Here is a 21,644-nt window from a genome sequence, read left to right on the forward strand (position 1 = left end):
GACGGGACGCAGGTGTTCTACCCCCTCGTGCCGGGGAGTCTGGGGAGTACGGCAGTGACCACCGCTGAGCAGCACGGCCGGGGCCGGGGCGCACCGGCCGCCGCCGGCGGGTCCGGCGATCCCGGAGCCGATCCCGGAGTCGCGCCCGGCTCCCAGCGGGTGTCGGGCTCCGACCCGGCGCCCGGCGGCGCCGGAGCCCTCGGGTGGGCCCGGCGGCACCCCGCGGTCGTCGCCACCGTGCTGGCCGCGGTCCTGCACGTCGTCTGGTTCTTCAGCTTCGCCAACAGCGGCGGCGACCTGGCCGCGCAGGACGCCTGGGCCGAGTTCGTCGGCCGCCATCCGGATTCGGCGTACAACCTCGCCTGGTTCGGAGGCATGCACCCCGTCTCGTACAGCGTGGTGTCCCCGTACGTGATGTACATGATCGGCGTGCGGACCACGATGATGATCGCCGGCACGGTCTCGGCCGGGCTGCTCGCGCTGATCCTCACCCGCTGCCGAGGTACCGTCCGCGAGCCCCTGTGGCCGGCCCTGGCCGGGGTGTACGGGCTGCTCTGCAACGCCCTGTCCGGTCGGGTCACCTTCGGGCTCGGCGCGATGTTCGCGCTCGGAGCGGTCGCCGCCGTCTTCTGCTGGCCCCGCAAATGGGCCGAGCGGCGCTGGGCCAAGGCCGCGGTCGCGGCTCCGCTCGCCGCGCTCGCCACCGCGTCCAGCCCGGTCGCGGGGCTGTTCCTCGGGGTGATCGCGGCCGCGCTGTTCCTGTGCGGGCGGCGCCCGGGGGCGTACGCGCTGGGCCTGGCCCCGGTGGCGGTGGTCGGGCTGTCGGCCTGGCTGTTCCCGTTCTCGGGGACGCAGCCGATGAAGCTCGGCTCGGCCGCGCCGCCGTTCGTCTTCGGGCTGGCGATCCTGTTCCTCGTACCGAAGCGGTGGAAGACGGTCCGGGTCGCTTCCGCCGTCTACGCCTTCGGGGTTCTGCTGACCTGGGCGATCGACTCGCAGGTCGGCTCGAACGTCACCCGGCTGGTCATGCTCTTCGGCGGGGCCGTGCTGCTCGCGGCCCTCCCGTACGCGGCCCTGCGCACGCGGCACTGGTACGCGGTGCTGATCGCGTTCGTCGGGATCAACGTCTGGATCACCGCCAACAGCATCACGGACATCGTGCGCACCACCCCGGTGGCCGCGTGGAACCGGGAGCTGGCCCCGCTGGTCGACCAGCTGAAGAAGGCGGGCGCCGAACGCGGCCGGGTCGAGGTGGTCCCGGCCAGCAGCCACCGCGAGTCCTCGGCCTTCCCGTCGTACGTGAACCTCGCGCGCGGCTGGAACCGGCAGGCCGACCTGGAGCGGAACCCGCTCTTCTACGACGACACCCTCACGGCCGAGAGCTACCGCGGCTGGCTGGACCGCTGGGCCGTGCACTACGTGGTGCTGCCCGCCGACACACCGGATTCGGGCGGGGAGGACGAGGCGAAGCTGGTGCGCGGGGGGCTCCCGTACCTCCGGCAGGTGTGGGGCGACGCGAACTGGCAGCTGTTCAAGGTGGACGCTCCGACGGACCTGGTGTCCGGGCAGGCCACGGTGGTGCGGGCGGGCGCCGACCAGCTGGTCATCGACGTGAAGGCGGCCGGCCGGGTGCTGGTGCGCATTCCCCACTCGCCGTGGCTGGGGCTGGTGGACGGCTCCGGCAAGCCGGTGCCGCCGCCGCAGGAGACGTTCGCGTCGAGGGCGCGGAGCGGGGGCGGGGGCGGCGGCTCGGGCGCCCTGCCGAAGGAGTACGCGAACACGGCCGGATGCCTGTTCAAGGCCGCTCCGGACGGCGCGGGCGACGTGTGGACGGAGCTGCTGGCGCCGGGGCCGGGGGAGTACCGGGTGGCCGCGAAGTACCAGCTGCCGCGGGGGACGCCCTGCCCGGAGGAGCTGATCCACTGGGTGGTGGGGCCGCCGGAGCGTTCGGCTCCGCCGCGCCCTTGATCGCGATTCTTTGCCTTCGGCCCAGGTGCATTGCTCCGCATATCTGCATACGATCCCAATAGTCCGATTGGGTGCTTCCCGAGGGAGTGACGACGGGATGAGCAAAGAGCAGCAGAAGCAGGATTTCCGGGCGGCGTTCCAGGCGCAGGAGCCGGATCGGCCGCCAAGCCCTACGGGCCACGGCTTCAGCGGGCCGGTGCGGAGCAAGGTCAAGGGCGGACTGCACACGAAGGCGGACCTCAAGCGGGCCGGCACGCCGCAGGGTGACCGCATCGGCGAACGCAGCAGAGGCCTGAGCTGATCCCCCGCCCCCCGATACCCGCCGCCATCCGCTCTGGCGGCAGCCCTTCCGGTTCCGACCGGGAGGGCTTTTTCGTCTCTGGCCAGGGGATGTGCGTGGTGCAACGGGTCCGCAGGGGACCATCCGGACAATGGCTGCATTATCGATGCATTACCGATGCATTGCCGACGGCCGGCCCTCGTACGAGGACCCCTCGTCACCTCGGGGCCGCTGCAGACCCCCGCAGGCCGCCGGCGACGCCGATTCGTCGAGCCCGGCGACCTCATCGAGGTGCCGCGCGGGCGATCCCGGCCTCGGCCCGGTACACAGGGCTCCCGTTCCACGGAACGGTCGTACGCTGTCGCTGTCCTGGACCGGCCGCGCGGCCGGTCCGCCGACAGAGACCGCGAGGGGGCCGTCGTGCCGCTCCAGCAACGCCTTGAGCAGTGGCCCGCACGCAGCCTGCTGGGCCTGGTGTCACCCGAGGCCCGCACGGAACTGCTCGCGACCGGCACCGAGGTGCGGTACGAGGCCGGTGCGGTGCTCCTGACCGAGGGCGCACTCGACCGACACGTCCTGCTGCTGCTGTCCGGGCTGGCCAAGGTCACCGCCACGGTCGAGAACGGACAGGCCTCCCTGCTGGCCGTCCGCGTCGGCGGGGACACGATCGGCGAAATGGCCGCCCTCGACGGAGCCCCGCGCTCCGCGACCGTGATCGCCTGCGGCCCGCTCGCCGCCCGGGTGATGCAGCCCGCCGTGCTGAACGACCTGCTGGTGCGCCGCCCGGAAGTGGCGATGGCGCTGACCCGGATGGTGGCCGACCGGCTGCGCTGGGCGAACCGGCGGCGGCTGGAGTTCCGCGGCTATCCCGTCAAGGTCCGGATGGCGCGGCTGCTGGTGGAACTCGCCGAGCGGTACGGGCGACAGGGCCGGGACGGGGTGGTCGTGGGCTGCCGGCTCACCCAGCCGGAGATCGCCGCCCTGACCGGGGCCGCGGAGACCACCGTCCACAAGGGCCTGCGGGAACTGCGGGAGGAGGGGCTGCTGGACACCGGGTACCGGACCACCGTGATCCGCGACCTGACCCGGCTGCGCGAACTGGCCGACCTGGCCGGCTGATCCCGGGCGCGCTCAGCCCGCCAGCCACGGGCGCAGCAGCAGGCTCAGTCCGGCACTGACCCCCATCAGGGCCGTACCGGCCACCGAGACGTTCAGCCAGCGGTACTTGGCGACCGCTACACCGGCCAGGAACCGTACGGCCTGGGAAAGTTCTCGACGCTCGGCCTCATGGTCGGCGGTCTGCGGGTCGGCGGCCTGCGGGCCGGCTGCCCCCTCGTGTGCGGGGGGGTCGGCGGCCTGCGGGCCGGCTGCCCCCTCGTGTGCGGCTGCCCCCTCGTGCGCGGCTCCGTGCTCGGTCGCCGCGCCCGCCGGTGGATCCGTCTGTCCGGCTGCTGCTGCCCGGGGCAGGATGTCCGGCCCCGCCGACAGGTGGCGGAAGCTGTACGGATTGGCCCCGTCCGGCTGCCAGACGCGCGGACGCAGGGCCAGCGCCAGGGACCCGGCCGCGCTCAGCAGGCCCGCCGCGAACAGGACCAGCAGGACGCCCGCGAGGGCACCCGGCACCCCGCCCCGCTGCCAGCCGGCAACCGACCGCCCGCTCCAGGCCGTTGCGGTGGTGACCAGCGCGGCCTGCACCGCCGCCAGGATGCCCGCCTTGGAGTCCGCGTGCTGGTGCGTGCTCTGCAGCGTCCCCAGCATCAACTGGGCCGTGCGGAAACGGTCGTGCGGGTCCGGTCCGAGGGGCCCGTCCGGGCCGCCGTGCCCGGACGTCCGGGGCCGGTGCGGCATGAATCCACCTCCTGGGGGAACGAATGCGTTCGTCGCACGTCCCAAGTAGGACTCCGTCCGCCTGCGCGGACCAGCCACTTCTACGGGATTGCCGCTACCGGCCCGGATCCGGCCGAAACCCGTACTTCCACGAGGTGTCGCCGGCGTGCGCCCGGTACCACTGGCCGTGGGCCGGGGGTGCTCCCCCGGGAAACCGGGACAGACTCGGGACGATTCCGTACGCCAGTTGTAACGGCCGCACCAGTTGGGGTGGTTGGCAACTAAAGGCATTCTTTCTCCCCTCGATGTTCTCGCCCCCCGTCAGCAGGCGTAGGAGTGTGTGTGATGACAGTTCGCGGCACCGACGGCGCCGGCGGCACCCTGTCCGGGGTCAGCCGCCGGCTCGTACTGGCCGTCGATGCGAAGGGCTACGGGCGGGCCGCGGCCCCCCTACAGCGCCAGTACCAGGAAGGAATCCCCCTGGTGCTGGGGCGGGCTGCAGAAGCCGCCGGGCTGGACCGGGACCGGTGGATGCGCCAGTTCGCCGGGGACTCCGAATTCGCGGTGCTCCCGGAAGGTGCCTCGGAGCCGGCTCTGGTCGACCGGTTCATGCGGTCACTGGAGGCCGAGTTACGGGCGTTCAACGGCACTCGACTGCGCGGGGCCTGGCTGGAGTTGCGGGCCGCGGTGCACGTCGGCCTGGTCTCGGCGGGGGCCAACGGGGTCATCGGGGAGGTGCCCGTGGAGGTGGGCCGCATCCTCGACAGCGCCCCGCTGCGTGCGGCGCTCGCCGGTGTCGAGGACGCCTGCCTGGCCGTGGCGCTCTCCCCGACCCTCTTCAACGACGTGGTCGCCCAGGAGTACACGACGATCCGGGTGGCCGAGTGCCGCGAGGTGCGGGTCCGGGCCAAGGAGCACGACGGGCGGGCTTGGATCTGGGTTCCGGGCCACGACATCCGTGGACTCGACCTGGACCCCGGTACCGGTGCCGGCCCCACGGAATCCGGGGAGGAGCCGCCCGCCGCGGCCCCGCCCGACGGGCAGGGGCCGGACGGCGGGGCGGGGGAGCGGCCGGGCCCCGTGCGGGGGGAGGGGCCCGGCCGCGAGGGCGACCCGGCACCCGCCCGGGACCAGGTCGTACAGCACTTCCACGGCAGCGTGCACGCGGCCGGCGCGGTCTTCGGGATCTCCAGGTGACCGCACGGCCGAGACACCAGGACGACGAGCGGTCCGGACCCGAGAGGGCCGACTCCTACGGGGCCGAATCCCACGGGGCCGACCTCGACGGGACTGCCGGCGGGCCGGAGTCGGGGCCGGAGTCGGGGTCGGACCGGCCGGGCGGGGAACGGCCCGGCGGCGAACGGCCGGGCGGGGAACCCCCCGGGGCCGCGCAGGCCCCGTCCCAGGGGTCGTTACCACCCAGGGCGCACGAAGACGGCGACCTGCGTCCGGAGTACGCGGCCGTGTTCAACTACGTCAGCCAGTCCTTCAACGGTCCCCTGCACGCCCCGCAGGCCCAGTTCGGTACGGCGTCCGGGAACGGTGGCACCGCCACCGGAGCGCAGCGCCGGGCGACGGGCCGGATCGGCGCCACCGAGGTCGACGCCCTGCTCGCCTCCTACGTACGACCGACCCCGTTCGACGGAGCCGCGGTGGCGCTGGCCGAGGACAAGGTCGTCGTACTGACCGCCCCGCAGGGGTCCGGCAAACGCTCCGGCGCCGTTGCGCTGCTCCGGGAGGTCGCCGGGAACGCGTCCCTGGTCGTACTGTCCCCCGACAACAGCCTGGAGCAACTCGCCGAGCGGCCCTTCGAGCAGGGGACCGGATACGTCCTGCTCGACCGGGTGAACGAGCAGTCGGGCGCGGCCCGTACGGCCGATTTCGACTGGCGCCGGGTCCGTGACCAGGTCCGCGCGCACGGCGCCCACCTGGTCGTCACCACCGCGCACCCTCCGAAGGGCACGGCGCCCGAGTCCGTCCAGCACGTCGCATGGGCCCCGCCGGACTTGGAGTCCGTACTGCGGCTGCGGCTGCGTACCGGTGGCCACGAGGAGGAGGAGGCGCTGGCGCGGGCGGTGCAACTGATGCCTGCGGAGTGCACCGTCGGGGAGGTGGCGGCCGGAGCAGCCCGTATCCTCGCCGGCGCCGCCCCCGAGGCCGTCTGGGCGGATTACGGCAGCCAGGCCGCCCGTCCGGTGCGCGAGTGGTTCGCCGTCGACCGGAGCCGCCGGGAGATCGCCGAGATCACCACCCTGGCGTTCGTACCCGGGGTCGGACGCCGCACGTTCGAGGCCCTTCAGGAGCTGCTGGAGCCCTGCATCGAGGCGGCCTTCCCGCCCGAGCCGGAGCCGCAGCCGCGGTCGCAACCGGTGTCCGCGCCGGGCTCCGACGGGACCCCCGCGGAGGTTGCTCCCGCCTACGACCCCACCGTTGGTCGGCCGTACGCCGACCGCAGGCGCTCGCTGGGCCGCAACGCCCTGGTCACCACGGAGAAGCGAGCCCCCGGCCAGGGCACGCCGGTCCGTACCGTCGTCGTCTTCCCCTCCCCGCAGTACCGGCTGTGGGTCCTGGAGGAGCTGTGGGCGCACCACTCGACGGCGTACTGGGACGGCGTACGGGAGTGGGTGGACCAGATCGTGGCCACGGGTCCCGAAGGGGACATGCAGGCGTCGGTGGCCATGGGCCTGGCGCTCCTCGCGCGCCCCGCGTTCGACGAGGTCGCGATCAGTTACCTACTGCCCTGGGCCGGTGGCACGGCGGGGCGGGCGGGCCGGCTCATGGCGGTGCAGGTACTGGCGTGGATGGTGACCGACTCGACCCTGGCGCCGGTGGTGCTGGCCCTCGTCCGCGGCTGGGCGCAGTCGGGGAACCCGGAGCTGCGAACGACCGCGTCCCTGGCGTTCAGCGTGGTGGGGCTGACCTTCCCGACCGACGCGGTCAAGTGGCTCTGGCACCTGATCAGCCAGGCCGCCGCGCGGGGTGCGTCCGCCGCTGCTGCCGCGTCCACCGGCGGGCCGGGCGTGCGGCCCGCGGACCGGGAGGTGCTGCCGTGGGAGCCCGTGCAGGCCCTGGCGCAGTTGTTCGCCTTCCTCGTCGAGTACGGGGAGGACGTACGGCCCGTACTGGACGTACTGGTCTACCGGCTCGACAAGCAGGCCCGGACCCGGGTCACCGGCCACCTGAAGCTGGTGACCTTCGCGACGGTGCTGAGGGTGCTGGCCGCGAGGGTCCCGCAGAGCGGGACGCCCACGCTCTCCGTGCTGGCGGGGCGTGATTCCCCGGGGACCGCGAGTGCGGCCGAACTCCTGGCGGGCGTGCTGTGCTTCCGGCCGTACCGCGGCACCGCACTGTCCGTCCTGCACTCCGTGCTGCGCGGACTCCCCGCCGCGTGCGAAGACCCCTGTGCTGCGGCCGAACGGCTCGGCCGGCAGACGGCGGCGCACCTCGCGCCGCACGAGCGGACCCTGCTGGCGGAGTCCCTCCGCCGGGTCGCGACACAACCCGGGCTGCGGAGCGCCGACGTGGTCGACGCGTTCCTGGCAGCTGTACGACGTACCGAGGACAAAGGACTGAGACGCGATGGCTGACACATATCCGCTGGTCGAACAGCGCGAGTTCGGCCCGCCCGAGCAACGCGGGGGACTGCTGCCGCGCAAGCCCCGCCGGGAGCAGGCCGATCTACCGAGGATCGCGGCGCACCAGGTGCTGGTCTACCGGGTGGGCGAGGAGTACGTACTGGACCACGGCGCCCGCCGGCCCGATGACGCGGTGGTGGTCTCGGCGAGTTCGGTGAGCGTGGTCGACCGCCGCGTGGGGGTGCCGCTGGTGGTGGAGACCGCCGTACCGTCGGCGGAGACGGACGCCTTCACCCTGCGGGTCACCTTCCACTGCACGGTCACCGATGCGTGCGCCGTCGTCCGCGACGGCGTCGTCGATGCCGAGCCCCTGCTGCTGGGCCGCTTGAGGGAGGTTCCTGGCCTTGCCGAAGAAGGCAGGGACCTGCCGGTGATGCAGACCGCGGAGCTGCGCGACCGGGTGTGGAGCCGGCTGCGGGCGTACGAGGAGATGGTGCCGCACGTCGTGTCCGGTGTGCGGGTCAAGGCGGTGGGGGTGGAGGCGCTCACCGCTGCGGAGGTCGCGGCGTTCCAGCGGGCTCGGGAGGAAGCCGAACGGGCACGCCAGCGCGACCGGTTCGAGGCCGAGCTGGCGGAAGAGCGGGCCAAGGCGGAGCACGAACGCAAGCTGCTGGAACACGATCTGCGGCGGGAGCAGCACTTCATCGAGGAGCGGCACCGCCAGGAGAAGGTCCTCGCGGAGGAGCGGCACCGGCAGGAAATGGCCGACCTGCGCGCCCAGTTCGGGCGCCGCACGGACGACGACCAGGAGGAGCACCGGCTGCGCAAGGAGACGCGGGCCAACGCGCACGACCGCAGGGAGACCGTCGCCGACGTCGACACCTTCGGCTACGACCCGCTCGCCGCCCACCGGTACGCCATGCGGCGGGGCGAGATCAGCGCGGACGAGATGGCGACGCGACTGGATGCCGCCGAGGAGACCCGCTACGGGCGGCGGCTGGCGGCCGACGAAGTGGCCCGGCTCCGGCTTGAGCGGCAGGAGGAATGGGCCCGCGAGGACGACCGGGCGCGGCTGGAACGGGGCGACCGGCTGAGCGAGCTGGAGCGCAAGGACCGCCGCGAGGACGCGCACGCCCTGCGGCACGAGGAGACCCGTCGCTGGGACCTGGAGCGGGAGGACCAACTGCTGCACCGCCGGGAGGAACGCGACTGGCAGGACCGGGTGCTGGATGCCAAGCGGGACCTGACGAAGCAGGTGATCAACCGTGGGCACGGGGACGGTGGGCACGTCGATGTCACGCATCTGATCAACGACGTCGGCTCCCCGCTGACCGCCGCTCCCGGGCCGGCGTACGCACTGGAGGAGGGCCCGAGCGAGGTGCGCGTGGAACGCGCCGACGCGGTGCCGGAAACGCAGGACGCAGCGGTCGCGGAGGACGACGACCGCGGATACGCGGGGAGGGAGGAAGGTGTCGGCTGACGCTCCCACCCGCCCGGCGGACCCGGAGGAACTGACCCCGCCGGCCCCGCCGGCCCCGCCGACTTCGGCCGTGCAGGTCGGGGTGGCGCGCCGCAGGGCCGTCGGACCGGCGGTGCTGCTGCGCCGCCTGATCGGAGTTCGTGAGGAGGTGCTGGCCTGGGTGCCGCAGGAGCGCAGCCGCTACACCTGGTACGGGGCGATCGTCCTCAACACGGCTCTGCTCGGTGGCGCCTCGATGGTGCTCGCGATCACCACCGTTCGCGGGGAACTGCCGCTCGCCGCGGCGCTCGGGATCGGTGCGATCTGGCTCTGGGTGGTGCTGGCGCTGGACTCCTGGCTGGTTTCCAGCACCCACGGGGTCCCTGCCCGGGGGACCGTACGGGCACTGCTGCCGAGGCTCTTCCTGTCGGTTCTGCTGGGGCTCGCCATTGCCGAGCCGCTGCTGTTCCAGATCTTCGACAAGGAGATACGGCAGGAGATCACGGTCGGCAACGAGAAGGACGTCGATGCCCTCCGAAGCAGCCTGGTGTCCTGCAACCCGCCGGACGGCAGCCCGACGGACGGACGTCGGGAGTGCGACGGCCACCGCCTGGGCCTGGCCGGCGCCCCGGCGGAACTGGCCCGGCAGGTCACCCAGAACGCGGAGCGGATCAAGGAGCGCCAGGCCCAGGTAGAAGCCATCAACAAGACCCTGTCCGACAAGATGGCCGCCGAACAGCGGGAATGCGACCGGAAGAAGTGGATCTACCGCAACGGGGTCGCCGATGTCACGGAGACCTGTGAGCGGGCCCGGGAGGACACCAGCGCCTACCGGGCGAGCAGCCAGGTCCAGAAGCACGAGACCGAGCTGACCCAGCTGATCGATGAGGGCCGCGAACTGACCGCCAAGGCGGCCGGGGCGGGCGACATGTACCGTCCGGCGCTGGCGAAGGCCATCGAGGACCGCACCCGGCTCCACGCCGAGTCCTTGGACAGCGACGGCCTGTTGACCCGCGCGCACGCGCTGGCCGCGGTCGCCTGGTCGGACTGGTACGCCGGGTTCGTCGCCGTCCTGCTGCACTTGCTGCTGCTGGTGGTCGACGCGATGCCGGTCCTGGCCAAGCTGATGAGCGGCCCCACCAGCTACGACCGGGTGCTGGCCGGCAGCCTCGAAGCGGACCGCGGCCGGCACGCGGACGAGCTCGCCGTCCTGCGGGCCTGTGCGGCCTTCGACCACGAGGCCCGCCGACACGCAGCGGAACAGGAAGCGTCACACCGCATGGCCGAGGCGGCCCACCACTACGGCCTCCGCCGCTCCGAACGCGCGGCGGCCTTCGAGTCCGAACTGACCGCCCGCGCCAACCGCCTCCGAGCCCACTGACCCGCCGCGCCCCATGGCGGCGCGACGGAGACGCCGAAGACCCCCGGCCGTGCCCGGCCGGGGGTCTTCCGGTTCGAACCGGCACGGGCGCCCTGCACCATCCGGCGCGGAAAAGCCCCCCAACCGATCACGACTGGAGGGCCTCGTACCGCCTGCGAACTGCGGTTACCTTCCGGTGCCCCCGGCAGGATTCGAACCTGCGACACCCGCTTTAGGAGTTCGTCCGGCTGCCGGAGTTCCGTACCGCCGCCCTCATCGCGACGACCGGACAGGGCTGTGCAAGTGCGCCCCCGTCCGGTGTCGTTGATGTCAGCCGTGGATGTCACTGGCCTTCAGGCCGCTCCGCCGACCTTCGCTTGCAGGCGACGCGAGCCTCGGCCCGTCACCCAAATGGCTAGCGCTAACGCGACAGGTTTCATGGAACGAAGAAAATAGAAGATAACAATGCGCTTGCTGTAGTCACTTCATGGAGCTATTGATGTCACTTGACTGGGGAAGTGTTCCTGCATGGTTTAGTGGCGTACTGACGAGCGGGTCATTTGGCTTGGGCTTCTATATCCTCTTGCGGGATCGCAGAAAAGAAGAGCGAGAGCAGGCGTCATTGCTCTCCTGCTGGGAGGAAGCAGCCAGTAATGCGGAGGGGAAGATATGCATCCACAACGCCTCTGAGAGGCCGCTTTCCTATTTTAGGATCGTAGCTCGTGCTGTTACTGATGGGCAAGCTGGTTATGACGACTACCCTGGACCAAGTCTCGTGTCGGCAGGGGAGACGCGCGAGGTTGAGTTCATATATCAAATCGGAGATGCGAGAATAGCGCCATATTGCCTCACTTTCCAAGATGCCAATTATGTTACGTGGGTGCGCGACATTCGGACAGGGCAGCTTGAGCGAATGCACCGCTACAGGGGAGGCCGTACTAACGAGCGACGTTCAGTTACGCATCCGGCGCGATTGCTTCAAGATAGGCGACGCCGAATATTGTTTTGGCGCCTACCTGGGAAAGATTAAAGGCTCCAGGAGGTTAATGTCAGGATTGAAGGGCGGGAGTTTCCCGGCCGGTCGTTCCAGCTGACGAGCATCTGTTCGGGCAGGCCATTTGGCGCTCTGTAGGAGGGAGGGGGTCGACGTGACTACCCACGGCCGGCCTCAGCAAGCAGCAGATTCTCAAGCTTGGCTATCGCAGATGTACGCAATCGCGTGGCAGCAATACATGCACGAGGATTCTCTCGGGCAAATGAGGAATTCGGTATTCCTTGCCGCCAATGCTGCATTGGTAGCGGTGCTTGCGGCGGTTAGCCCGTCTTTGGCCGATATGGATCCTATAGTTATGCGGGGTCGTAAATTCTACATCGGCTTGGCGATCCTGGGCCTACTCGCCATTGTTATAGGAGTCTTCTCGATCGGCATTGCTTCTCATTGGGGCTCCGCCATCAAAGCTGGTCGCGCTTACGTGAACCTCCGGCATGCTGTCGCCAGAGCCATAGAAGAACACGTGAATGTACCTCCTATCGCTCTAGCTCAGGTGGAACATCGATGGAGAGAATTCTCAATGTCTACTGCCACCGGTGAATTTGTGCCCTTCCCTGATATTTTCAGCATGTCGGACGTGAGGGTCCGCCGCCGCCCCAAGGTCAGCGGATGGGAATCCATCCTCCGGACAGCTAAGATCGTTAGCGCGATGGGTTATGTCATGTGTGTGTCCGGCACATGCCTGCTGATTGGCGTTTATATATTGGCTACAAAAAACCCCTAGCGACACGTAATCCGCGAGTTGCTGGTGTGGCGCTGGCGACAGGGCCCGGCCGCCCAATATTTGAGCTCGGCATGGGCTGGGCAGCTTCTGAGGTTCCTGGTCGAGGGGGCCGCGACATGGTCGTGGCGCCAGCCACAGCGCACCCTTGCTGTCATCCCGTCTGCCGTCGACCCACACGGAGTGATAGCAGGGCAGGCTTCTGGGGCCCAGGTGGAGCGCCCTGCTGGACGAACGACCTGGGCCCCAGAAGCCTGGTCTGCTATGGCTTGCCTGGGTCGACGGCAGGCGGGATGACAGCTCCCCACCCGCACCCCGAACCGGCTGGCAGTCGTAAGACAGGCCCCGGTCATCCCGGAGCCTGAGCGCCCCCGCCGGAGGCATCAGTCCTGACGGGCAGCCGACCGATCAGGCTGGGATCTTCCCATCAAGCCCTTAGCCACACTGGCGCGCGGCCGGCGCCCCGGGCTGGAGCGGGGCGCAGACAGGAGCGCAGGCCCGGGGCGACGGGCGCGCGACGCCGCCTTGGCGGCGGAAGCGCCCTTGATGAAGTAGGGAAACTCTTACCGCGCCTCGCGGCTCAGAGCGCGAACGGCTTGTATGCCATGGCTCGGTCCACGACCTTCTCGGCGCTCAGTGCGGGGTCGAAGTCCCAGTAGATGTAGTCGCTGACGTGGGGACATCGCAGTCCCTGCTTCAGGGCGTCCAAGGTCGCGTCGGCTTCGGCCTCATCGGTGATGCTGCCATCCACGAGCCGTTGAACAGTCGGACCGCTTCGTCGCGCGTCACGCCGTGATCAGCTGGCGGCCGTCGTGGCTGCGGACGTGGGGGCCTGCGTCGTCCAGGGCGTCTAGGAGGCGGATGGCGAAGACCTCGGACATCTGCTCGGAGACCTCTTCTGGGGTGAGCCACGCGACCGCGGTCGATTCCTCCGAGGTGCGCTCGGTGCCGCCGGACGGCTTGCAGCGGAAGACCAGGGCGACGATGCCTCGGGCCGTGTTCTTGTAGACCCCGGTGAGCTCCTGGACCTGGACCTCGATCCCGGTCTCCTCTAGGACCTCGCGGCGGACGCCAGCCTCCGGGGACTCGGTGAGTTCGAGGACTCCGCCCGGCAGTTCCCAAGTCCCGTTGTCTGCACGACGGATCGCCAGCAGTCGGCCGTCCTCGCGCAGCACTGCCCCGGCTACGGACACGGAGTGCAGTGGCGTTGACTTGACCTGCGGGGAACCCGTACTCATGTACAGGAGCATAGGAGGAAGAGAAGGACTATGGGAACCGCAGTAGGAGGTGGCCGAGGCGCTGTGCCGCGCTACGTGCAGATCGCCGACGACATCGTTCAACAGATCCGGGCCGGCGCATTGAAGCCGGGCGACATGGTGCCGAGCGAGTCCGAGCTGGTGGAGCGCTACGGCGTCGCCGGTGGGACGATCCGCAAGGCCATGGTGGAAGTGCGGGCCAGTGGGCTCGTGGAGACCCGGCACGGGAAGGGGTCGCTCGTGAAGGCCCGGCCGCCGGTACGGCATCGGTCCTCGGATCGTTTCCGGCGTATGCATCGGCAGGAGGGGCGGGCGGCGTACCTCGCCGAGTCCGCGCAATCTGGGGCCGAGGCCAAGGTGAGCGTGCTGTTCATCGGGCCCATGGAGGCTCCGGAGGAGATCGCGACGCGGCTGGGCGTCACCGCGGGGACTCAGGTCCTGGCCCGGCGACGGCTGTACTTCCGGAACGGGACGCCCGTGGAGACGGCCACTTCGTATCTGCCGTGGGACGTGGTGAAGGACATCCCGGAGCTGTTCGCCGAGAACCCCGGTCCTGGTGGGATCTATGCGCGCCTGGAGGATCACGGGCACATGTTCGCGGAGTTCGTGGAGACGCTCCAGGCCCGGCCAGCCGCCAAGGCTGAAGCGACCGAGCTGTCGCTGAGCCCCGGCGCTCCGGTAGTGCACCTGCTCCGCGACGCAGTCACGGAGGAAGGTCGGGTAGTCGAGGTCTGCGACACCCTGATGGCCGCTGACCAGTTCGTTTTCGAGTACCGGATCCCTGCGCGCGACTGACGTCCGCTCAACTCTCCACAGCCCGCTGCGAGTTTCTCTTCGTAGCGGGTTGACTCATGTATAGGAGTCAGGCACTCTTCTTCATGTCACTCATATACATGAGTGACGGAGTCGGACCTCTATAGAGGAGTGATCTGCTGTGCGTCAGATTCCCGTCGACACCAACGGTGCGACCGTGATGGTTGCCCAGCCTCCGCAGCTGAAGATGCGCGACAAGAAGACCGGCCAAGTCGCCGTCGACAACGACAGCGGCAGCAACCTCATGACCGTCGACGTGCTGTTCGTGATGAACGGCAACGCCGAGGTCGTGTCCGTGACCGTCGCCGAGCCTGACATCTCCGGCGAGCTGGTCATGGGCACCCCCGTCGCGCTCACCGGCCTGGTTGCCCGCCCCTGGGAGAACGAGTTCAACGGTCAGAAGCGCCACGGGATCAGCTTCCGCGCCGTCGCCGTCACCTCGCTTGCCAAGGCGGGCTGAGCATGACCGCCTTATGGGTCACGCTGCTGGTGGTCCTCGTGCTCGCGCTCGTACTGCGCTGGCGGCGGCCCACCTGGTACTGGATGACCTTCGGGGTCACCTTCGCGACGATCCGGGTCCTGATCCGCTACCGCTCGGTGATGGACGCCTGCGGGCTGACCGTCCCGCCCTCCCGCTGGCGACTGGCGCTTGCCCGGGTGGCCAACCGCCCTGTTCCTGAAGCCCGCTCGCCGCGCATCCTGCGGCTGCGGCCCACCTCGACCGGCCTGGTGCTGCGGTTGAAACTCCGGCCCGGTCAGGACGCGTTCGACTTCTCCGCCTCCTCGGACCGGCTACGGCACTCCTTCGCCCTCCACAACGTTGTCTCGCGCGAGATCCGCTCTGGCGTGGTGGAGCTGCGGATGACCGGATACGACGTGCTGAAACGGGTGCGGATGCCCGCGGTACTGCCCACCGAGGTGCTCCGGGTGCCGGTCGCCTTGCGGGAAGACGGCGAAGTGCACCACCGCGACTACCGGCAGGTCCCGCATGCCTTGAACGTCGGTGCGACCAAGTCAGGGAAATCGGTCTATCAGCGCACGCTTGTAGCCGGGCTCGCATCGCAGAACGTTGCGCTCGTCGGTATCGACTGCAAGAACGGCGTGGAACACTCGCCGCTGGCATCGAGGTTCACTGCCCTTGCCGACAACCCGGGCGACGCGGCTCATCTCCTGGCCGCGCTCGTCCAGTACATGGGCAGGGTCTATCCGCTCATCCGCGCTGAGCAGCGCATCAGCGTCGCCCTGCCGGATGCGGAGATCACAGCCGACATCTGGGACCTGCCTGCGCACCTTCGCCCGGTACCCGTCGTGCTGTTTGTGGATGAGGTGGCGGAGCTGGCGCTCGCCGCGAACAAGGTTGAGGAAGTCCGGCGGGACCAGATCGTCACCGACCTGGTCCGACTTGCCCAGCTCGGCCGCGCTGCCGGCATCCACCTGGAGGTCTGCGGCCAGCGCTTCGGCTCCGAGCTCGGCAAGGGGATCACCATGCTCCGCGCCCAGCTCACCGGCCGTACCGCCCACCGCGTCAACGACGAGACCTCGGCGAACATGGCTTTCGGGGACATCTCCCCGGACGCCGTCCTCGCCGCCGTTCAGATCGACAAGGAGCGTCCCGGCACCGCCGTGGCCGGTGACTCCTCCGGCGGCTGGTCCCGCATCCGGGCCCCGCACACCACGCTCCGCCAAGCCGTGGACGTCTGCAACGCCCACGCGCACCGCACCCCGGAGATCCCGGAGCTGGACCCCTTCCGGCCCGTGCTCCCGGCTCGCGTCCACATCGGCAAGGTCCAGCCGAAGACCGCATCGGCACCTGCCTTCTAAGCACTCGTCCCACCCGGTCGGCGCGGCCTCATCGCGCCAGGTCCCTACCCACCCCATGCCTGAAAGGAGGTGAAGACCATGACCCGCCTGGTCCGCCCGGACGCCGTCCTCGTCCAGGCCGTCATCGCCGGAGCCCTCTCCTTCGCCCACCTTCACGACCTTGCCGAAGCCGCCGGACAGGACGGCTGGAAGGCCTGGGCCTACCCGGTCAGTGTGGATCTGCTGCTCGTCGCCGCCTGGCACCGCCTCCGCACCCTGCGATATGCGGGAGAACCCTCGCGCTCGGCTTGGTCCTGGTTCGCGGTCGCCCTCGCGGCCTCGCTCGGCGCGAACGTCGCCACTGCCGGCCTTCTCGACCTGGCCGACGTCCCGGACTGGCTCCGCATCCTCGTCGCCGGATGGCCAGCGCTCGCCTTCCTCGGAGGCACGCTCCTGGTCCACCGGCCTACGTCGCCCAGCGCGCCGGACCCCGAGCCTGAGCCCGTCCCGGTGCCCCCGCCGGTCATCGAGCGGGAACCGCAGGCAGAACCCGAGGCCCCGCCCGAACCTGTCCCCGCCCTGCCTGCCCTGGTCTCTGCACCTGCACCTGCGCCTGCGATCGCGGCACCGCCCGCCCTCGTCGCCCATGCCCAGAAGATCGCCGCCGACCACCGCACTCGTACCGGCTCGGACATCGACACCGAGACCCTGCGCGCCCGGCTCGGCGTACCGCCCTCGATGGCCGAGGCCATCGCCGCCCAGCTCGCCTGAGAGGAGATCCCATGCCCGCCCGGATCAACTTCCGCTCGCTCATGAAGATCGGCCCCGTCCAGATCGGCACCTACCGCGACCGCCACGGCCGCAGCAAGGACGCCGCCGTCTGCACCACCGACGGCTGCGGCTGGTCCTCCGACTACAGCTCCTCGACCGCCGCCCAGCTCGCCGCCCGCTCCCACCGCTGCCGCGTCAGCTGACCCGAAAGGCCAACGCCATGGACGTCCCGCTCTGGCTCGCCCTGCTCGTCGTCGGTGTCCTCGGCTACAAGCTCATCCGCCCGCCGCTGTGGCTCGTCGCCGTGATCCTCCTCGGCGGCTTCCTCCTCGCGGACAGCTTCCTCGCCCCGGCCATCGACACCGCGATCAACAAGTAACCCGCCCCGGAAGGAGAACGGACGTGTTCAAGCCCAAGTACCCCAGCCCCGACGCGTACACCCCGGCGACCATCCGCCCCACCCCGGTGTCCGCCGCGCACTCCGAGTCGGCCCCGGCCCCCGCGAAGACCCCGATCGCGCTCGGCGGCCTGGTCCAGAACTCGCCCGGTACCGCACTCGCCCTCGCCGCCGGCGGCATCGCCGGAGTCCTCGCCCTGGCCTCCGTCGCCGTCTCGCTGCTCCTGGCCGTCGCGGTTACCGCGGTCGCCCTGTCCGTCAGCGCCGTCGTCCTGCTCTTCCTGGTCCGGGCCCTGCGCCAGGAGTTCAAGAGCCACTGACCGTATGGCCTCCGGGCGGCGCCACAAGCCGCCAAGCATCGCCGCCACCCGGATGCCCGCCCATCACTCCCGACCGCACGAAGGAGCATCGTGGACACCCAATCGCTCGCCTTATGCCTGCCCCTCGTCGGCTGGGCCGCGCACGCCGGCCTCCTCACCCGCCGCCTGGCCGATGCTCGCCGCGACCCGCTGACCGGCTTGCGGACCCGCGCCGGATGGACCAACCGAGCCGAACGCTTCATCCGCCGGCACGACTCCGTTGTCCTCCTCCTCGACCTGGACGACTTCAAGCACCTCAACGACACACACGGCCACCCCGCAGGGGACGCCGCCCTCGCCGCCACCGCCGCCCGCCTCACCGCCTGGTGCGGCCGCCACGGCATCGCCGGACGCCTCGGCGGAGACGAATTCGTCGCCGTTCACCGGCACCCGGACTACTCCAGGGCCCTCGACGACCTCACCGCCGCTCTCAACGTCCCGGTGACGTACGACGGCCGCACTCTGCCCGTCTCCGTCTCCGTCGGCTCCTGCCGCGTCGCGGACCTGCCCCTGCGAAGCCTTCGCGACGCGCTCGCCGCCGCCGACGCCGCGATGTACGCAGCCAAGGGCACCACGGGCCGCCGAGGCCAGCGCCACACCTCTCACTGACCGGCCCCCGGGCGGCGCACAAGCCGCCAAGCATCGCCGCCGCCCAAACGGACCGGCCCCTCCCAACCGCAATCGAAAGGACCACCATCATGGCCCCGGCCAACCACATCCCGCCCCAGGTCTGCCCGAACTGCGACGGTTTCCCCGCCGTACACATCACCCTCGGCGGACGCGACCGCACCGGCGCCCTGCGCACGATCACCGCCCACTGCCCGGCCTGCCACGGCACCGGCAAGCGCTTCGCCCGCCGCATCATCGTGACCTCGGCCGGACGGTGACCACCATGCTGACCGACACCGACATGAACAACCCGCTGACCGCACAGACCGCCGTGTTCGCGGCCCTCGCCCAGCTGGCCGAACTCCACCCGGACCTGCCCGGCGCCTACATCACGACCAGCCACATCACGCCTGCCGAGGCGTCCGTCCTCCTCGACAGCCCGGCCGATTTGGAAGCTTGGCGTCAGGCCACGCACAGCGACGCGGGCGACGTGCAGCTCACCGACCTCAAGGGCGACAGGCAGCTCCGCTTCACCGCACCGTTCGGCCGGATCACCCTGAGGGTCTTCACCGTCTTCGCACCCGCGCCCCAGGCGGTGGCTGCGTGACCGACTCCGCGACCTCCGCGGACCTGGACCCCGGCCTCCTCGGCGACATGCTGAAGGTGGCCGGGGCTCCCGGTTACGCCCGCTGGGAGGACCAGATCCGCCGTACAAGCGGCTGCTCCGACCCGATCCACATCACCGGCTGGACCGTCGCCAAGGACAAGACCTCCGGCGAGATCCTGCACCGCTACTCCACCGAGAACGAACCCGGCGCCCGACTCCGGATCGCCTGCGGCAACCGCCGTGCCTCTCGCTGCCCCGCGTGCGCCTGGACCTACGCCGGAGACACGTACCACCTGATCCGGGCCGGGCTCGCCGGAGACGACCGCCGCGACATCCCCGCCACCGTCCGCGAACACCCCCGGGTCTTCGCCACCCTCACGGCCCCCTCTTTCGGCCCGGTCCACAACCGGCCCGCCGGCCGCCCCTGCCGCTGCGGCAAGCACCACCAGGAGGACGCCGCCGAACTCGGCACTCCCCTCGACCCGTACACCTATGACTACGCCGCCGCCGTCCTCTTCAACAACCACGCCGGGCAGCTCTGGCAGCGCTTCACGACCCGCCTGCGCCGCGAGATCGCCGCCTACGCCGGACTGACCCAACGCGAGCTGAAGGAGGAAGCCCGGATCTCCTACGGCAAGGTCGCCGAGTTCCAGAAGCGCGGCGCCATCCACTTCCACGCAGTGATCCGCATCGACGGACCGGACGGCCCGTCCAGTCCTCCGCCGCACTGGGCCAGCACCGAACTCCTCGATCGCTCGATCCGGGCCGCCGTTGCCCACGCGTACACGACGATCAAGGTCCCGCCCAACGAAGAGTGGGGCTTCGCGAACGGCTGGGAGCTGAGGTGGGGCCCCCAGCTCGACATCCGGCCCATCAAGGCCTTCGGAGACGGCTCAGACATCACAGAGCAGGCCGTGGCCTCATACGTCGCCAAGTACGCGACCAAGGCGGCAGAGAACACGGGAACCCTCGACCGTCGCATCGGCAACCGCGAGGCCTTGATCCTCCTCGACGTCCCCGACCACACCGCCCGCCTGATCCGAGCCTGCCTCGATCTCGACCCCGCCTATCCGGAGCGCAAGCTCCTTGCCTGGGCGCACATGCTCGGCTTCCGCGGCCACTTCTCCACCAAGTCCCGCCAGTACTCCACCACCCTCGGCGCCCTCCGCCAGACCCGCGCCGACTACCGCGCCGCCCAGGAACGCGAAGCCCGGGGACTCGACGACCTCGAACCGGACACCGTCCTCGTCCTCGCCTCCTGGCAGTACGCCGGCCACGGTCACACCCCCGGTGAGTCCGTCCTCGCCGCCACCATCGCTCGCGATATCCAGCTCAACCGCCAGACGGCCCGCGAAGCCCTGCGCGACCAACTTGCCTTGGAAGGAGCCGAGTCATGACCACCGCCACCGCCGAGCTGCTGACCGTGCCCGAGGTCATGGAGCGGCTCAAGCTCGGGCGCTCGACCGTCTACGACCTCATCCGGTCCCGGCGGCTCGTGTCCATCACCATCGGCCGGGCTCGGCGCATCCCTGCTGACGCCGTCCGGGAATTCATCGACCACGAGATCGGGGAGGCTGCCTGATGGCCGTACAGCGCAAGCGCAATCCCAACGGCGCCGGCACCATCACCAAGCGCAAGGACGGCCGGTACCAAGCGGCGGTCTACGTCCTCCAGCCCGACGGCACCCGTGCCCGGAAGTTCGCCTATGGCAAGACCTGGGCCGAGTGCGATGCGAAGCGGCGTGACCTGCTCGCCAAGGTGGACCAGGGCGTACCCGTGCCCACGCGGTCCGCCAAGCTTGCCGAGTGGTTGCCGTACTGGCTCGACAACATCGTCAAGCCGCGCCGAAAGCTCAGTACATACGACAAGTACGAGATGCACGTCCGCCTATATCTGCTGCCGATGCTGGGAACCAAGCAGCTCGAGTCGCTGGGCGTCGCGGACGTCCGTCGCTTCCTGCTCCAGCTGGAGAAGAAGACGACCGCTGCCACAGCCAAGGAGTCGCACCGTGTGCTGCGGACTTCCCTGACTGCCGCGTGCCGGGAAGAGCTGATCACCCGAAATGTGGCCACACTGGTGGAGCCCCCGCGCGCCGATTCCCGGGAGTTGAGCCCGTGGTCACTGGACGAGACCCTCGACTTCCTCGCCGCCGCCCGCCGTGACCCGCTCTACGCGGCCTTCGTCCTCGCCATCACCATGGGGCTCCGTCGGGGTGAGCTGGTGGGCCTGCGTTGGCCGGACATCGACCTCGACAAGCGCGTGCTCTACGTCCGGCAGCAGACTCAGCGGCGCCGGGGCGTGCTCTATGACGATGATCCCAAGGGGCGTCGTCGCCGAGCCGTGCCGCTTCCGGCGATGTGCATCGCCCCGCTGCGCTGGCACCGGATGCGGCAGGCAGACGCCCGTGTGCGTGCCGGGGACAAGTGGGAGAGCACCGGTCACGTCTTCGCGACCCGCACCGGCCGCCCGGTCGAGCCGCGCAACGTCTACTGGTCCTTCACCCGCGTCGCCCAGGGCGCCGGCCTCCGCGTGATCCGACTGCACGACGCTCGTCACGGCTGCGCGACCCTGCTGACCGCTGCCGGGGTCGCCCCGCGCGTCGTGATGGAGATCCTCGGGCACAGCCAGATCAGCATCACCATGGACGTGTACACGCACGTCGTCCAGGACACGCAGCGCGAAGCGATCAGCCACATGGACCGGCTGCTCAAGAGGCGTCCCGACCGTCAGTGATCGCTGCCGTTGATGTCAGGCGTAGATGTCAAAGACCCCCAGCCAAGATCGGCTGGGG

At 70.3% G+C, this 21,644-nt stretch carries 24 protein-coding genes; 21 read left to right on the plus strand and 3 right to left on the minus strand.

The genetic code is table 11. The features are described 5' to 3' along the window. The first annotated feature begins 159 nt into the window (after positions 1 to 159). The 3 genes from ABZZ20_RS24410 (at position 160) to ABZZ20_RS24420 (ending at position 3,367) form a co-directional block, all read left to right on the plus strand. The gene (locus ABZZ20_RS24410) at positions 160 to 1,968 is read left to right on the plus strand and encodes an MFS transporter (protein ID WP_356873053.1); all 1,809 of its coding nucleotides are present in this window, start codon (positions 160 to 162) and stop codon (positions 1,966 to 1,968) included. A gap of 97 nt (positions 1,969 to 2,065) precedes the next feature. Next, on the plus strand, positions 2,066 to 2,269 hold the full coding sequence (locus ABZZ20_RS24415) for a hypothetical protein (protein ID WP_356872903.1): 204 nt from the start codon (positions 2,066 to 2,068) through the stop codon (positions 2,267 to 2,269). 399 nt (positions 2,270 to 2,668) lie between these two features. Beyond that, a complete protein-coding gene (locus tag ABZZ20_RS24420) occupies positions 2,669 to 3,367 on the plus strand; it encodes a Crp/Fnr family transcriptional regulator (protein WP_356872905.1) in 699 nt (232 codons plus the stop codon). Between the two features lie 12 nt (positions 3,368 to 3,379). Here ABZZ20_RS24420 and ABZZ20_RS24425 read toward each other — a convergent pair whose 3' ends face one another. Then, positions 3,380 to 4,096, minus strand: a complete 717-nt coding sequence (locus ABZZ20_RS24425; RefSeq protein WP_356872907.1) for a hypothetical protein — start codon at positions 4,094 to 4,096, stop codon at positions 3,380 to 3,382. Between the two features lie 324 nt (positions 4,097 to 4,420). Here ABZZ20_RS24425 and ABZZ20_RS24430 point away from each other — a divergent pair, with 324 nt between their 5' ends. The 5 genes from ABZZ20_RS24430 (at position 4,421) to ABZZ20_RS24450 (ending at position 12,244) form a co-directional block, all read left to right on the plus strand. After that, positions 4,421 to 5,272: a hypothetical protein gene (locus ABZZ20_RS24430; RefSeq protein WP_356872908.1), complete on the plus strand. Its 852-nt coding sequence runs from the start codon at positions 4,421 to 4,423 to the stop codon at positions 5,270 to 5,272. Next, the gene (locus ABZZ20_RS24435; RefSeq protein ID WP_356872910.1) at positions 5,269 to 7,662 is read left to right on the plus strand and encodes a hypothetical protein; all 2,394 of its coding nucleotides are present in this window, start codon (positions 5,269 to 5,271) and stop codon (positions 7,660 to 7,662) included. The genes ABZZ20_RS24430 and ABZZ20_RS24435 overlap by 4 nt, the downstream gene beginning before the upstream one ends. After that, positions 7,655 to 9,130: a hypothetical protein gene (locus ABZZ20_RS24440; RefSeq protein ID WP_356872912.1), complete on the plus strand. Its 1,476-nt coding sequence runs from the start codon at positions 7,655 to 7,657 to the stop codon at positions 9,128 to 9,130. Before ABZZ20_RS24435 ends, ABZZ20_RS24440 begins: the two co-directional genes overlap by 8 nt. Beyond that, positions 9,120 to 10,490: a DUF4407 domain-containing protein gene (locus ABZZ20_RS24445; protein ID WP_356872914.1), complete on the plus strand. Its 1,371-nt coding sequence runs from the start codon at positions 9,120 to 9,122 to the stop codon at positions 10,488 to 10,490. Before ABZZ20_RS24440 ends, ABZZ20_RS24445 begins: the two co-directional genes overlap by 11 nt. A 1,127-nt stretch (positions 10,491 to 11,617) precedes the next feature. Continuing rightward, positions 11,618 to 12,244, plus strand: a complete 627-nt coding sequence (locus ABZZ20_RS24450) for a hypothetical protein (RefSeq protein WP_356872916.1) — start codon at positions 11,618 to 11,620, stop codon at positions 12,242 to 12,244. Positions 12,245 to 12,821: 577 nt separating this feature from the next. On the opposite strand, the gene ABZZ20_RS24455 is transcribed toward ABZZ20_RS24450, so the two are convergent. Both ABZZ20_RS24455 and ABZZ20_RS24460 read right to left on the minus strand, forming a co-directional pair. Further along, on the minus strand, positions 12,822 to 12,992 hold the full coding sequence (locus ABZZ20_RS24455) for an e9imm peptide (RefSeq protein ID WP_356872918.1): 171 nt from the start codon (positions 12,990 to 12,992) through the stop codon (positions 12,822 to 12,824). A gap of 34 nt (positions 12,993 to 13,026) precedes the next feature. Next, the gene (locus ABZZ20_RS24460; protein ID WP_356872920.1) at positions 13,027 to 13,491 is read right to left on the minus strand and encodes an NUDIX domain-containing protein; all 465 of its coding nucleotides are present in this window, start codon (positions 13,489 to 13,491) and stop codon (positions 13,027 to 13,029) included. 18 nt (positions 13,492 to 13,509) lie between these two features. Here ABZZ20_RS24460 and ABZZ20_RS24465 point away from each other — a divergent pair, with 18 nt between their 5' ends. From ABZZ20_RS24465 to ABZZ20_RS24525, 13 genes are all read left to right on the plus strand, one after another. Then, positions 13,510 to 14,292, plus strand: a complete 783-nt coding sequence (locus tag ABZZ20_RS24465) for a GntR family transcriptional regulator (RefSeq protein WP_356872922.1) — start codon at positions 13,510 to 13,512, stop codon at positions 14,290 to 14,292. A gap of 139 nt (positions 14,293 to 14,431) precedes the next feature. After that, entirely contained in the window at positions 14,432 to 14,770 is a 339-nt protein-coding gene (locus ABZZ20_RS24470) for a hypothetical protein (protein ID WP_356872924.1), read from the plus strand. Between the two features lie 2 nt (positions 14,771 to 14,772). Then, positions 14,773 to 16,131 (plus strand): FtsK/SpoIIIE domain-containing protein, encoded by a 1,359-nt coding sequence (locus ABZZ20_RS24475; protein WP_356872926.1) that lies wholly within the window; start codon positions 14,773 to 14,775, stop codon positions 16,129 to 16,131. A 78-nt stretch (positions 16,132 to 16,209) separates the two neighbouring features. Beyond that, positions 16,210 to 16,881 carry a DUF2637 domain-containing protein gene (locus ABZZ20_RS24480; protein WP_356872928.1) on the plus strand — a complete coding sequence of 224 codons (672 nt, stop codon included), beginning with the start codon at positions 16,210 to 16,212 and terminating at the stop codon, positions 16,879 to 16,881. A gap of 11 nt (positions 16,882 to 16,892) precedes the next feature. Continuing rightward, the gene (locus tag ABZZ20_RS24485; protein ID WP_356872930.1) at positions 16,893 to 17,084 is read left to right on the plus strand and encodes a mobile element transfer protein; all 192 of its coding nucleotides are present in this window, start codon (positions 16,893 to 16,895) and stop codon (positions 17,082 to 17,084) included. A 17-nt stretch (positions 17,085 to 17,101) separates the two neighbouring features. Continuing rightward, on the plus strand, positions 17,102 to 17,260 hold the full coding sequence (locus ABZZ20_RS24490; protein WP_322870870.1) for a hypothetical protein: 159 nt from the start codon (positions 17,102 to 17,104) through the stop codon (positions 17,258 to 17,260). A gap of 23 nt (positions 17,261 to 17,283) precedes the next feature. Further along, positions 17,284 to 17,598 (plus strand): SpdD protein, encoded by a 315-nt coding sequence (locus ABZZ20_RS24495; RefSeq protein ID WP_356872932.1) that lies wholly within the window; start codon positions 17,284 to 17,286, stop codon positions 17,596 to 17,598. 90 nt (positions 17,599 to 17,688) lie between these two features. After that, complete coding sequence (locus ABZZ20_RS24500; RefSeq protein ID WP_356872934.1) at positions 17,689 to 18,246, plus strand: GGDEF domain-containing protein; 558 nt, start codon at positions 17,689 to 17,691, stop codon at positions 18,244 to 18,246. 89 nt (positions 18,247 to 18,335) lie between these two features. Further along, a complete protein-coding gene (locus ABZZ20_RS24505) occupies positions 18,336 to 18,524 on the plus strand; it encodes a hypothetical protein (protein ID WP_356872936.1) in 189 nt (62 codons plus the stop codon). Between the two features lie 5 nt (positions 18,525 to 18,529). Continuing rightward, complete coding sequence (locus tag ABZZ20_RS24510; RefSeq protein ID WP_356872938.1) at positions 18,530 to 18,853, plus strand: hypothetical protein; 324 nt, start codon at positions 18,530 to 18,532, stop codon at positions 18,851 to 18,853. After that, entirely contained in the window at positions 18,850 to 20,250 is a 1,401-nt protein-coding gene (gene repSA, locus ABZZ20_RS24515; RefSeq protein WP_356872940.1) for a replication initiator protein RepSA, read from the plus strand. The genes ABZZ20_RS24510 and repSA overlap by 4 nt, the downstream gene beginning before the upstream one ends. Further along, a complete protein-coding gene (locus ABZZ20_RS24520; RefSeq protein ID WP_108148467.1) occupies positions 20,247 to 20,435 on the plus strand; it encodes a helix-turn-helix domain-containing protein in 189 nt (62 codons plus the stop codon). Before repSA ends, ABZZ20_RS24520 begins: the two co-directional genes overlap by 4 nt. Continuing rightward, entirely contained in the window at positions 20,435 to 21,586 is a 1,152-nt protein-coding gene (locus ABZZ20_RS24525; RefSeq protein WP_356872942.1) for a tyrosine-type recombinase/integrase, read from the plus strand. Before ABZZ20_RS24520 ends, ABZZ20_RS24525 begins: the two co-directional genes overlap by 1 nt. Positions 21,587 to 21,644: the final 58 nt, after the last annotated feature.

Origin of the sequence: Streptomyces sp. NPDC006430, from assembly GCF_040612395.1 — a bacterium.
Lineage (GTDB): Bacteria > Actinomycetota > Actinomycetes > Streptomycetales > Streptomycetaceae > Streptomyces.